The 13,639-nt window shown below is 39.4% G+C and carries 11 protein-coding genes; 1 reads left to right on the top strand and 10 read right to left on the bottom strand.

Annotated elements, in window-relative coordinates; genetic code table 11:
* Positions 1 to 343: 343 nt before the first annotated feature.
* The 4 genes from EO244_RS05520 to EO244_RS05505 all read right to left on the bottom strand — a co-directional run bounded on the left by EO244_RS05520 (position 344) and on the right by EO244_RS05505 (position 2,833).
* Entirely contained in the window at positions 344 to 796 is a 453-nt protein-coding gene (locus tag EO244_RS05520; protein ID WP_129253653.1) for a cupin domain-containing protein, read from the bottom strand.
* Positions 797 to 902: 106 nt separating this feature from the next.
* A complete protein-coding gene (locus tag EO244_RS05515) occupies positions 903 to 1,658 on the bottom strand; it encodes a hypothetical protein (RefSeq protein ID WP_164977412.1) in 756 nt (251 codons plus the stop codon).
* 209 nt (positions 1,659 to 1,867) lie between these two features.
* Positions 1,868 to 2,134: a hypothetical protein gene (locus tag EO244_RS05510; protein WP_129253651.1), complete on the bottom strand. Its 267-nt coding sequence runs from the start codon at positions 2,132 to 2,134 to the stop codon at positions 1,868 to 1,870.
* A 180-nt stretch (positions 2,135 to 2,314) separates the two neighbouring features.
* Positions 2,315 to 2,833 (bottom strand): hypothetical protein, encoded by a 519-nt coding sequence (locus EO244_RS05505; protein ID WP_129253650.1) that lies wholly within the window; start codon positions 2,831 to 2,833, stop codon positions 2,315 to 2,317.
* Between the two features lie 311 nt (positions 2,834 to 3,144).
* Here EO244_RS05505 and EO244_RS05500 point away from each other — a divergent pair, with 311 nt between their 5' ends.
* Positions 3,145 to 3,693: a fused DSP-PTPase phosphatase/NAD kinase-like protein gene (locus EO244_RS05500; protein WP_129253649.1), complete on the top strand. Its 549-nt coding sequence runs from the start codon at positions 3,145 to 3,147 to the stop codon at positions 3,691 to 3,693.
* 114 nt (positions 3,694 to 3,807) lie between these two features.
* On the opposite strand, the gene hxpB is transcribed toward EO244_RS05500, so the two are convergent.
* The 6 genes from hxpB to EO244_RS05470 form a co-directional block, all read right to left on the bottom strand.
* Entirely contained in the window at positions 3,808 to 4,497 is a 690-nt protein-coding gene (gene hxpB / locus EO244_RS05495) for a hexitol phosphatase HxpB (protein WP_241687945.1), read from the bottom strand.
* 267 nt (positions 4,498 to 4,764) lie between these two features.
* On the bottom strand, positions 4,765 to 5,628 hold the full coding sequence (locus EO244_RS05490) for an alpha/beta hydrolase (RefSeq protein ID WP_129253648.1): 864 nt from the start codon (positions 5,626 to 5,628) through the stop codon (positions 4,765 to 4,767).
* Positions 5,629 to 6,140: 512 nt separating this feature from the next.
* Entirely contained in the window at positions 6,141 to 7,535 is a 1,395-nt protein-coding gene (locus EO244_RS05485; RefSeq protein WP_241687944.1) for an alpha-amylase family glycosyl hydrolase, read from the bottom strand.
* A 25-nt stretch (positions 7,536 to 7,560) separates the two neighbouring features.
* Complete coding sequence (locus EO244_RS05480) at positions 7,561 to 9,222, bottom strand: alpha-amylase family glycosyl hydrolase (RefSeq protein ID WP_206734490.1); 1,662 nt, start codon at positions 9,220 to 9,222, stop codon at positions 7,561 to 7,563.
* Between the two features lie 75 nt (positions 9,223 to 9,297).
* Positions 9,298 to 11,697, bottom strand: a complete 2,400-nt coding sequence (locus EO244_RS05475) for a glycoside hydrolase family 31 protein (protein ID WP_129253647.1) — start codon at positions 11,695 to 11,697, stop codon at positions 9,298 to 9,300.
* Between the two features lie 76 nt (positions 11,698 to 11,773).
* The gene (locus EO244_RS05470) at positions 11,774 to 13,636 is read right to left on the bottom strand and encodes a glycoside hydrolase family 13 protein (RefSeq protein WP_129253646.1); all 1,863 of its coding nucleotides are present in this window, start codon (positions 13,634 to 13,636) and stop codon (positions 11,774 to 11,776) included.
* Positions 13,637 to 13,639 lie beyond the last annotated feature (3 nt).

Genomic DNA, 13,639 nt, shown 5'->3' with positions numbered 1-13,639 from the left:
TTATTTCATAGTTATTGTAATTTATACTTTCACGTTTAAATCCACTCATTTCGTTGGTGAGCATCCCTTCTTTTCTTTTTTCCATTACCTTGACTTTTTGTGTCAAGCTATTTCAGGGTATTACAAAGGCGTCTTTTTGCTTGGGGAAGCTTTTCGTGACACGAATAAGCCCGTTTTTTGAAAAGACGGGGCATTGCCAAAAGAAAAAGCCAAGCGGCTGGCTTGGCTTAGATATTTTTTTTACGGTAAATTTTACAAGGTCTGGCCGCTGATGCCCTTCCTTGCTCTCTCCCCTACAGATTGATCGCCTTTTATTTCTGATACAAACGATCAGGGGAGGCTTTTAAACGAATGCTTTCATTTTCGAATCGTATGCCACCCGCGAACCATCGTCAGTGGTATGTTCTTCCAATGAATTCATTTTCGATTGAACACAAATATAAACCAACTCCTCATCTGAGCTGTTGCATAAACTTCTCACCCCTTCGGGTGCAACGCGTATGATGCTTCCTTCCTCAATGGGAAAGCAATCCTCATTCACCTGATAATACCCCGACCCCTTAAGCACAATATAGGTTTCTTCATCCTGATTGTGAATATGAAAATACCCCAGCTCGGTTTTAGGGGGCAAGGCGTTAAAGGATATTTCGGTACCGCTTGCTTTGGTCAGCTCTTTTAAAAACACTTTCCCCTTAACCTCTTTTCCTGATATGGGGTGAATGAGTGAATGGGATTTGATCTCATCCAGTGGTCCTATATTTACAGCCGTATAATCTTTATTTTCCGATTGTTTCATCTCTATATTTCTTTTAATCCAATTCTATTATCTAAATTTCTAAATGATTCTCTCTTGCAGCACTATTAGGGGCTTGTGCAACGGTTACTTTTGTTAGGGGTAGTTTTTATTTATTCCATGGATCATTTTTAAGGTCTGTTTTGAAATACAAACTACTATACTCTCTTAATTCTTTTGAGAGTGTATATATTTCAAAAAGAGGTTCTGACCAGGCATTTAAATTATCATTTTTAAATTTTTCCACTTGAGATAAATCTTTTGCAAATATTCTAAAAGTACAATTCTTTAGATCGTATATTCTGTTTAATATACCCGTATCAATATGTGGTAATAATTTGAGAAGGTTATCTACCTCTTCCTCAATTCTAATCCAATTGTTGTTTATTTTGTAACCCAAATGCTGATCAAAGTAATTTCCAATACCATTGTGGAATTTTGTAATGTGATCTAGGGGGTTAACTTTTTCACAAATCTCTTTAAATTGTTCAATTGTTAGGTTTTTAAAATCATGCCCCGAATCTGATTTTGAAATGATATCCTTTATTATAACAGAAGAGGAGAATATGATGGATTCACATTGAATTTTGACATAAGGATCAACATCTTTCTCCTTCCTTTTATTCGGTATATACACAACTATTAAATAAAATATTAAACTAACTACAAAACCTAGTGAAATTGTCTGAACTATAAGATTACCATAACTAAATTGGTGAAAAATGCTTTCAAAAATCCCCCCTTCTAAAAGAGGTAATAAAGGGTCATCTGAGGATTTAATAATTAGGAATACCGATATAAATGTTAATATCCATAGAAAAATACCTTCAGATTTTCTTTTGTATAAATATTTCAATCGTGTCATTATGCTATTCAATTGTTTCTTAAGATTTGATTTTATTAAGAGCATTTTAAAATTACCCCTAACTAGTTTATATATGCACCCTTGTATTTATTTTCAGCATCCTTTATCAGAAGTGCAACATACTTCGCTACCCGCCTATGGTATATAGCGTATGTTGGCTTTAGTACTTTTATTTTTTAACTCAATCAATTTTTAGGTTTAAGACTTGGTTAATTTATGTTCCGTTCTTTTAAAGTTTCTTCAAGGGTTTTGTCTTTATCAGGACTTTTTGCAATTTTAAAAATTATGAAGAGTAAAAGGAATATTGGTATAGTTCCAAAAGGACTTTCGTAATGTACTATAGCAGAGCCTAACATAAATAAAACCCCTACTAAAATTCCGATTAATAATGCTTTTAAGAATTTACGTTTTTTTAATTTCTTTTTTTCAATCTGTAATTCTTCGTTTGTAAGTTCAACTAATTTATTTTTTTCCATTAGTATTTTTTTAAGTTTTATTTTCAGGTATTAAAGCCAACGGATGGCGCTATATAACGTAGATGCCTTTGTTGATTTATATTTCAATATTTATTAAAAGGAAAGATAGCTCATTAAAGCACTAAATCTTTGGAAATTCACTACCCGCCTATGGTATATAGCGTATGTAGCAGCATTATCTTAATTAGACTTTTCTATAGCATATTCAATCATTCTCTTAATTGTCCCTAGTTCAACTTTGCCATCTATTATTCTATGAGCATATTGACATAAAACTAAATCAAAATCTATATAATAATTTTTGTTTTTTACACCCCTAAAATTAGTCAGGACAGGTCTATGATAAGAAATATCACTTTTTCTTAATGTATTTAATTCCCACTTGATCCATTCACTTTCTTTCTTGAGTATTTCTCCGAGATACATTCCCAAGTCATTACATATTGAAAAAGATTTCCCATTGGGTTCATTATTTTTTTGGGGGTTAGGTTCAATTATATCAGGGAACCAATTATCAATTTTGACTATACTATCAATCGTAAAGTCTAATTCAATATTAACTGAATTCATAAGCTTCTCTAGTTCTTTAATTCTTTCACCGATACTTGATAAGTGCAAATTAAAGTGCCGTTTTGCTTCAGCTCTTGCCAATGTGTGCAAAGGAGCTTTTACTTGAGGTTCGAAAATTTCATATCCCATTCTATATTGCTGTAACTAGTTTATGCACCCTTGCACTTATTTTCAATAGCCGTTATCAAAAGTGTAACATACAAAACTCGCAAAGATAACTTGTGCCTTTTATGTTTGTCAAGATTAAAACTAGTAAAAGAAGCAGGCTTAACAAAAGAAACAATAAGAAATAAAAACAATTCTCTATTTTTATGTCGCTTATTTAGCTTCTATTCTGTATCAGAAATAGTCAATTAGCCTTGCCTAAGACTAATATTTTAGCGAAGTTTGGCCTCGTTCAGAAAAGGAACACACAAAAACTCAAACACAGAACAAACAAAATGAAAACACCCATTATCGCTCTCATGCTAAGCCTTATTTTGGCATTTAGCTCTCAGGCTAAAAACAAAACCGTAAAAGCCGATTCGGTTGAAATCATCAAAGATTTCAACAGCGCCTTTAAATATCAGAACTACTACATCAGTGCACAGCCCAGCCTGGAAGCCCTGCGTTGGTACAAATCGCAAGGGGTTCGTAAAATTGTGAACCTACGCACCGAAAAAGAAAATCAGGACTTTGCCACTTATGCCTACAACGAAGAAAATATGGCAAGCGAACTGGGTTTAGACTACCACAACTTACCCATAGGGGGCAATAAAGATTATACGCCTGAAAATCTTGAGGCCTTTGCCAAATTACTCGAGGGAAAAGAAAAACTCCTGATACATTGTCGTAGCGCTGGTAGAGTGACAAACGTTTTAATGGCTTACCTGATTCAATACAAAGGTTATTCGGCAAACGAGGCAGCCAGGGTCGGTCGCAAGCTTAAATTCGCCTTACCCTTTGAAAAAATGCTGGGCAAGGAAATCAGCCTGGAAATAAACGACTAGGATTAAAGCAATCTGAAAAAACAAAAGCCATTCTCTGCGGAGAATGGCTTTGTTAATTTATCAATTTAGAATAAAAGCTTTCGGGAATATAACCTATCCCGTTGCACAAATACTTTATGCTTTCAATCCCAACTCGCTCAGAAATTCAATCTCATGAGTTTCAAAATTGTCAATTCTATAATCTGCTATATCAAAGTCAATTTCTTTATTCCCATTAGTAAAGGCAACTGTAGTCATTCCCGCATTCTTTGCAGCCAACATCCCCGAATATGAATCTTCAATAACCAAACAATTCTCGGGTTTAATATTTAGTTTTTTTGCTGTATTGCAATAAATGGCAGGATCGGGTTTGCCCTTATCTTCGAACTCGGCTGAAGATAAGGTGTCAAATAAATGTATGATACCCGCTTTTTTTAATACGGCAGGAATAATTCTGCTGGGTGAATTGGTCGCCAGGGCTATTTTATAGTTCTTATCCTTTAATCTCTCAATAAAAGGCTTTATCCCATTTATATGACAATCCTGGGTTTCAATCAGGTCGATAACCCGTGATACAACCATTTGTTCTACAGTATGGAAATCTTTGTTATCCCAGGGAAACTTATCATACCAAAATTCTGTGACTTCAGAAGTTGTCATCGATTGGGTTATTTTAGAATCTTCGTCAGTCACTTTTACCCCTAAAGATGTAAAAACCTCATATTCCGCCTGTTTCCAAAGTTTCTCTGAGTCAACTATGACCCCGTCCATATCAAATATTACCGCTTTCCGGCACGTCATATCTATTGAATTCGTGTTTGTCATTACTTTTAATCTAGCACCAGACTGACTATTCAAAATTGGTTTTATTTTCTGCCAGTCTTTAGCATGCAGTACATAGCCTACGAGCTTAATGTACCCTATTTTGAGAGTTCAAATCTACGAAACAATAAAGAATAAAAAAGAGAAGAGCTCACAAATAAAACCTCATACTAAGCACGACTTTACCCTTTAAATGGGATTCGTCGAGTTACGCTTCGCTACAGTTCCCTAAAGGGGACTTAAATGAATTTCATTCTGAGATTCGAAGCCTTATTCTTTACCCAGTAAGAATTCAAGGGGAATGTGCAACCTGCTTTTCCAGGCATTCTCGTCATGCTTAGCCCCCTCGAATTTTTGGGTCATCCAATTCTCATTTCGATGATAGCCCCGTTCTTGCATCAGACTGTCCGCAATTAACTGATAGGGTTCGTAAAGCGAATCGAGTGTTTGTGTCCCATAATCGAAATAGATTTTGTGCGTTAGCGGATCGGGTAAATTCGCCGCCACATACTTCAGAAAAACACCATCAATGGCTGGCCAGTGCGTCGACATGCAAGCCGCGCCACCAAACACATCAGGATATTCCGATATGGCATAACAGGAAATCAGGCCTCCCATACTCGAACCCAGTATAAAGGTATTATCCCGATCTGAACGGGTTTTGTAATTCTTATCGATAAAAGGCTTGAGTTCCTCAACCAAAAATTTCAGGTAGTCGTCAGACAGAATTTTGCCTTTGAACTTTTCCGGTCTGTCTATCGATTTCAAGACCTCCTGTGGCTTGTTGGGCATATACTCCAAATAACGGTTGGTGGTGTTATTAATCGCCACAACAATAACCGGTCGTATTTTCTGAGCCTTAATCAGGCTATCAATCGTCTCGTCAACACCCCACTCCTGTTTGTTCCAGGTTCTTGTGCTATCGAAAAGCATCTGCCCATCGTGCATATAAATAACGGGATACGATTTTTTAGCATCATAAGCCGGAGGCAGCATCACTTTAACATCGCGAGCCGGAATGTATGCCGACTGAAATGCCGGGTAATCTTTAAAACTTAGAGGTGAATGTTTCTTTTGTTTGTTACAGGCCAACAAGCTGCTGCAAAAAATCAAAACAAGAGCTATGTGTTTCATATCGGTAAATTCGTTAGTTATTCTGAGATTCGAAGCTTATTCTTTTTCCAATAAAAAGCTATCCAAAAGAGTAGAAGCCTATATCAAGCAAGAACTTTTACCCTTAAATGGACTTCGTCGAATTCTGCTTACAGTTCACTACCCCTAAATCCCCTAAAGGGGACTTGAATGAGTCGGTGAAATTCAGGCTCCCTTTAGGGCCGGGGTAAAACTGAATTTCATTTTGAGATTAAAGCCTTATTCTTTTTCCAATAAAAAAGTTGTCCTAAAAGAGTAAAAACCTATACCAGGCAACGACTTTTCCCTTTTATGGACTTCGTCGAGTTACGCTTCGCTACAGTTCCCTAAAGGGGACTTAAATGAATCGTTGAAATTCAGGCTCCCTTTAGGGCTGGGGTAAAACTGAATTTCATTTTGAGATTAAAGCCTCATTCTTTTTCCAATAAAAAAGCCATTCCCCGAAGAGAATGGCTTTTTGAGGGGTACCCACTTTCCGTAAAACAGAAAGCAAATTAGTTTACAAATACTTTATATTCCCAGGCCTTTAAAGACATGGCTGTTTCTTTAGCAAGTTCTTGCTTCTCTTTGGTGAAAAAGTCGCTGTAAGCACCTGCATAAGCCTCAGTATTTAATTTAACGTCCACAGCATCCTTGCTTAGGTTAAGAACCACCACAATTCTGTCGCCGTCTTTTTCGCGAACGAAGGCATAAACGGCTTCGTTTTTATCGGTAGGGATTCTTACCAAATCGCCACCTTTAACGCCATTGAATAAGGCTTTATTGGTCTTTTTCAGATCAATCAATTGGGTGTAAAAAGGAATTAAGTCTTTACGAGTCCAGTCAATCTCATCTTTCTCGAAGAATTTCAAACGCTTGTCCATTCCGGCTTCCTGACCGCTATAGATTAGAGGCATACCCGGTACTGTAAACGACAAAACAGCAAAGGCATTGCCCGCATCACCCATACGTTCCTTAACGGTTCCGTTCCATGAATTCTCGTCGTGGTTGGTGATGAAATTCATCAGGTAATTATCCTTTTGGTAAAGGGTATCGATTTTAGCAAAATAAGCATCAAGCTCGTTGGCGTTCTTCTCTCCCTTAGCAATATCATTCATCAAATGGTGAAGATCCCAGGCATATCCCATATCGAAAGCTTTTTCCAAAAGCTCAGGTTTCCATCCTTCAGCCAACATAAACACGGGTTTAATCGAATCCAATTCAGCTCTCGCCTCGTTCCAGAAATCAGTTGGCACCATACCGGCTACATCACATCTGAAACCATCAACATCTGCTTCGTTGATCCAGAATTTCAAAGACCCCTTCATGTATTCACGCATATCTTTGTTTTCGTAGTTCAAATCAGCCGTATCCGACCAATCTGTTCCCTCCGGCATAATAATTTCGCCTTTATCGTTTTGTGTATACCAGTCCTTATGATCTTTCATGATCACATTGTCCCATCCGGTATGGTTAGCCACCCAGTCAAGAATAACCTTCATGCCCATATCGTGAGCTTTCTTAACCAAATTTTTCAAATCGTCCATGCTTCCAAACTCAGGATTCACGGCACGGTAATCAGCCACGGCATAATAAGAACCCAAACTGCCCTTACGCTTGGCTTGAGAAACAGGATACACAGGCATAATCCAAAGAATATCCACACCCATCTCTTTCAAACGAGGCATGTGCTCGGCAAAAGCATTGATGGTTCCTTCAGGCGTGTACTGGCGAATGTTCACCTCGTAGATGTTCGCATTACGGGTCCAATCCAAATGCATCGAGTGACTGCAACATGACTTTTCATGCTTGGCATCCGCCTCTTTTTTTGCCTTTGGCGAATTTTGGCAAGACATCAATAAACCGGCCATCAAAAGCAGGCTCAGTGCTGAATTAAGAATTCTGTTCATCATTTATATTTTTAATTGTCAAATATTAATCCATTTTTTCAAAAAGGGCCACTGAAAAGTCGCTGTCTAAACTAACTTTAGAATCAAGCACCTTAACGGTTTTCCCCGAATAGGCATCTCGCAATTGCGTACCTTCCTCAAAACCGGAAACCGGAATTTCCTTCTTACCTTTTTCAAGATCGAGAGCCACCACAACGTAGTCCTGATAGTTCTCCTGTGCAAAGCTTCGACTGAACACATAAGGCTTCTCTGAAATCATCTGATGCACACCTGCTCCCACTGCCGGATGATTGCGACGGAACTGTCCCAGTTTCTGCCAGTGCTTAAGTAAGGCTTGTGTTTTGGCATCTTTGGCAATATCTTCCCAGTTCATAAACGAACGTAGAGTGGCATCGCCTACTGTTCCTTCAATCTCCAGTGAACGAGCCGACTCATCGCCATAATAAACCTGTGAGGTTCCCGGGCAAAGCAAAAGCTTGGTTGCCGTTTCGTAGGTTTTACTTCGCGACGAATCAAAAGGACTGCCATCGTCGTGCGAGGTCAGATAATTTAAGACGCCCACTGTTTTCAATTCTTCGTTCAGAATAGTTGAATAGCGTGAGAATAAATCCTCGTAACTAGTCGTGGCATTGTATTTAAATTCGAAGTTGATCATGCTGTTAAAGCCATAATCGTAGTAGTTCACCTGCTTGTCTCCAAAATCGAAAGCCTTGGCAGCACTGATATTAAAATTGTAAACTTCTCCAACCAGATAAAAATCGTTGTCATCCAAAACTTTTTCGGGATGCGCTTGTTTCCAGCTTCTGAATGCTGCTTCACATTCCTTTTTCAGATCAGCCCAAACCGATTCTTCGGTATGTTTTACGGTATCGGCTCTGTAGCCATCAATTCCAAATTCGGTGATGTAATCGCACAGCCATTTAATCAGATAAAATCTGGGTGTTCTGGGATAGCCCGTTCTTTTGAAGAAGGCATCCAATTCAGCCATTTCTTCGTCGTATCGGCCCTCAGCTTTCCATTTCTTTGCCAGTTCAGCCGGAATATCAACCTCTTGTGTGCTCTCGGTCTTCACGTCAGGCAGATTATTGGTCAAGGTACACTCAATGGTGGTTTTGTAGCTGGTATAGTCGCAGGTCGGACAGGTTCTCACCCACGATTCTTCCCAAGCCGGATCACTTTCAGTAGCTGGTCCGGTATGGTTAAGCACCCCATCCAACAGAATACGGATGCCATGTGCATGAGCCGTTTCAACCAGCTCAGCCAAATCGGCTTTTGTTCCAAAGTTAGGATCAAGTGCTGTCCAGTCCTTTGTCCAATAGCCATGAAACCCGTAAGTTGCACCCGTTCCTTCGTCAACAGCTCCGTGTATTTGCTCGGTAATGGGTGTCATCCAAATGGCATTTATCCCCAGATTATTAAAGTATCCTTCTTTAATTTTCTGAGTCACCCCTTTGATATCACCGCCTTCAAAGCCACGTAACTTTGCCGTTTTCTGAGTTCGATCAAAATTAATATCATTGGATTGATCGCCATTATTGAATCGGTCAGTCAATAGAAAATAGACATTCGCTCCTTCCCATACGAAAGGCACATCGCTCTTCTTCTCTTGTTTGTCGGAGGTCGTACATCCGCCCAAAACCAAAAGAAACATAAGCAGACTAATTAGTTTTGATTGAAGTTTCATCATTTTATACTTATAGTTTTAAAAACCAAACCTGACAGGTTTGATTTACACCTTGTTAATAAACCTGTCTGGTTTAAACTAAAATTTTACATTCACAGTGGTTGCATCACCCGACTTGATTTTCACTTTTACAGATAAAAGTTTCCTGCTGGCATCCCAACTGTAATCAAGTTTTTTACCGGCAAGCTTTACCTTTTTAGGTTGTCTGCTGATATTGTGAATAATCAGTTCAAATTCGCGATCAACAGCAGCAAAGGCCGCCCCCTTCTCCGACTCGAAACGAATCGTCAAATTCTTGTTATGACTGCGAGATGAAAATCGGATCATCTCATAATTGCCTTTCTCAAAAGCCTGAGCTGTCTGCCCATCATCATCGAACAAATTGCCTTTACCTTCAGTAACTGTATTGGCATGATAATAATGCAAATCGATCTGCTTGCTTGAATAGTCAAGCGTTGACTGCACCAGTTTGGCCATCGGCACAAACGAACCCGCTCGAACATAAACCGGAATATGATCTTCCGCAACATCAACTTTCTTAGCTGAGCCGCCTTCAATCATCTGATCGGTATAGAAATCGAACCAGGTATTGTTAGCCGGGAAGTAAACCTCTTTTTTTGTCGCCTTAGCATCCGTTATCGGAGAAACCAAAAAGGCATCCCCCCACATATAAGTATCCGAAATATCAAAAAGGCTGGCATTGTCCTGCTCCTCGAAAAACAGCGGACGCATCAATGGTAGACCCGAAACCGAATTTTCATGAGCCAGAGAATAATTATAAGGCAACATGCGGTATCTCAACTCAATGGCTTTTTTAGCCAAAGCTTTGGTTTTAGCTTCACGGAATACAGGTTCAGAAGGCACGGCTTCTTGAGCATGCGGACGGAAAATGGGTTGAAAAACACCATATTGCAACCAACGCACATACAACTCGTCATCCAAATTGTCTCCTGCAAAACCACCCAAATCGGAGTGCATATAAGCAATACCCTGTAAGCCCATCTGCAATGAAATCTCTGTTTGAGGTTTTAGTCCATCCCACGAACGGCTCACATCACCCGACCATGGAATCATGCCATAGCGTTGTGACCCCACAGCGCCAGCTCGCATTAAAATAAAAGGGCGTTGATTGGGGAAATCTTTTTGGTAGCCTTCGAAAACCAACTTCGCCCACTGGTGTCCGTAAATATTATGCACCTCGTCAGCCGATCCATTGACATGTTGCAAGGCTGAAGGATGAACCTCAGGTTCGCCTAAATCGCCCCACCAGCCTCCAACACCATCCTTGATGTGCTGTTTGTAAATGTTCCAAAACCAATCCATCGCTTCAGGCTTGAAGACATCAATCAGTCCTGTATTTCCGAAATAGAAATCGTATCGAAATGGATTTCCCAGAGAATCAGTCCCCAATACCTTATTTTCAACAGCCTCGTCCCATCGCTTTGATGTGGTCAAAACAAATGGCTCTGTAATCAAAATGGTTTTAACACCCTGCTTATTAAAATCGGCCATCATCTGTTTCGGATGAGGAAAGGAATCTCTTAGAAATTCAAGATTTCCCATATTCCCCTTCATCTCTTTTCCAAACCAAAATAAGTCCAGAATGATGGCATCCAAAGGAATACTGTCCTTTTTAAATGCTTCTACTGTTTCTCGTGTTTCCTTTTCGGAATGGTAACCAAAACGAGATGAAAAATTACCCAAAGCCCATCGAGGCAAAAGAGCCTGTTTCCCGGTCAGATCGGTAAATTCTTCCATAAATTCAGGCCAGGTATCACCCGCAATCACCTGATAGGTTTTTCTTCCGGAGATGGTTTCGTAGGCCAATGTGTTATTTTTCTGACTGTCCAAATCGAGGAAACCAATGGGTGCATTATCGAAATGAACCGCGTAACGCTTCGATGAAATCACCAAAGGCATGGTGTAATTCATCAATTCGGAATGTGTGCCGTAACCGTAATGGGCTCTGTTATACAACTGCAGTTTGTAACCCCGGCGGTTCATACCCAACACACGAGCCCCTCCTCCCATTAGAGATTCAGTGCTGTCCAGATTGAATTCGATATTTTCAGTTTTATCAGAAGCAAAATAACCTCTCTTTTCAGAAATCAGTTGCGTTCCCTTGTAGCTGTAAGTGATCTGAAAAGGCGATTTGTTTAATAAAACTTTCATGCCTGCAGTGGCGTAAGTCAATTCAGACTTGCTGTCTGTTAATTTAGCCTTAACTACATCTGGCTTTAAAACAACCGCATGCGACTCTGCGTTAAAATGTTCTCCTTGAGGGATAAAACTGGTTTCAACAATATTCTCATCGTAAAACCTGATCAGATACTGACCATCGTTCGTATTGACGATTAAATGCTCATTTTTTAATTCGTAACTTTTATAAGTACGTTGGATGTTTTGTGCAGTTGCAATTCCGGAAAGGAATACAAGCAAACACAGAACCTGAATCTTTATAAAGAAATTTTTTCTCATTTTTATTTTATCGTATCAAATACCTTACATTTAAAGGCTGACAGGTCGTCGACTCTATCCGATTTTAAATCATTACTTAATTCAATTCTAAAATCATTACCGATTTTGCCGGAACTTCAATTGTACTGATGTCGTTTAATTTTTCACCCGTCATCACATTTTTAGCAGATGTAAAACCCGACATCACTTCGTCAAATCTTTTGCGATCGACAGTTTTAGCCTCCTCATCATCATTATTCATGATCACCATGATTGTTTTTTCATCATTCCAACGGAAATAAACGTAAGTTTCATCCTGAGGCACAAAGTGCTTGAGTTTACCTGTGTGTAATACGGGATTATCCTTGCGGTAATTCAACAGTTTTTTTAAGAAATCGAAGGCTTCATTTTCGCGATCGGTTCGTCCTTCTTTGGTAAAGGCATTTCGGGCATCACCTTCCCAACCTCCTGGAAAATCAACACGCATCACACCATCACCATCAGATTTACGACCTTCCATCAGGATTTCTCCACCGTAATACAATTGCGGAATTCCACGCGTGGTCAATAAGAAACTCATCAACATTTTATATTTACGCATGTCACCATTCAAAACGGTCATCATTCTGTCCGTATCGTGATTCTCCATGAAAGTGAAAATATTTTCAGGATGCGGGTAGAAATAATCAAAGGCTAAAGAATTGTACAAACGAATCAAACCTGTATTCCAGTTTTCTTTCTCATCAAATGCTTTGACCATGGCTTCGAGTAATGAAAAGTCCATCACACAAGGCAAGTTTGAATTGTAGCCATCGTGATTTAAGGCATCTTCCTGCCAGTAAGAAATTTCGGCAGCCGTACTCAACCAGGTTTCACCAACAATATTAAAATTTGGATATTCGCTCATAATTGCGCCCGAGTAAACTGCCATGGCATCTTTATCATTATAAGGGTAAGTGTCCACACGAACCCCGCCTAAGTCAGCAAATTCGATCCACCAAATGGTATTCTGAATTAAATAGGTCAACAACAAATTGTTCTTCTGATTCAAATCAGGCATACTGGTATCAAACCAGCCATCAAAATTAAGCTTGTAATCAACTTTCGATACATATGGGTCATTGGTTGTGCTCTTACGGTGATTCGAATTGGTAAATTCAGGAAAGGTATGCACCCAATCTTTCGAAGGTAAATCTTTCATCCACCAGTGTGCAGAGGCAGAGTGGTTGGTTACAATATCAATAATCAATTTGATGCCACGCTTCTTTGCTTCGGCAGACAAACGTGCATAATCGTCGTTCGTGCCATAACGGGCATCTATTTTATAAAAATCCGAAATGGCATAAGTATGGTAAGACACCTTATCCATATTATCTTCCATCAATGGGGTATTCCAAAGGGCTGTAATACCCAATTCCTGCAAATAATCCAGGTGATTGATGATTCCCTGGATATCGCCACCATGACGGGCATTGGGATTTTCCCTATCACAAATATCTTTCATTCCTTTAACGGTATCGTTATCGGTATTTCCGTTGGAGAAACGGTCGGGCATGGTGAGGTACACCACATCTGAAGAATCGAAACCTTTACGATCAGCAGAACCCGCTCGCCTTTGTTTCAATTCGTATTGGTAGGTCGCTTTAGTTTTGCCCTTGTCTGTGAAAAGGATATCAAAACTACCGGCTTTAGCCGATTTGTCGATCAGAAGATTAACAAACAAATAATTGGGGTTATCAGTCTTAATGACTCTTTCGATTGTTACTCCCGGGTAGTCAATCGCCACCCGGCAATCTGAAATATTTTCGCCATGAATCATGACTTGTAATTTGGGATTGGTCATATTCGCCCACCAAAACATGGGTTCAACATGATCCAATTTAATTCTTCCTGCAAAGGAGCTTGTTCCACAGATAAGTGTGAGACTCAATGCGATCAATAAGGTTCTTAATCTATTCATGGT

Source organism: Ancylomarina salipaludis (assembly GCF_004122035.1).
Lineage (GTDB): Bacteria > Bacteroidota > Bacteroidia > Bacteroidales > Marinifilaceae > Ancylomarina > Ancylomarina salipaludis.
This window is presented reverse-complemented; position numbering and strand designations above follow the sequence as displayed.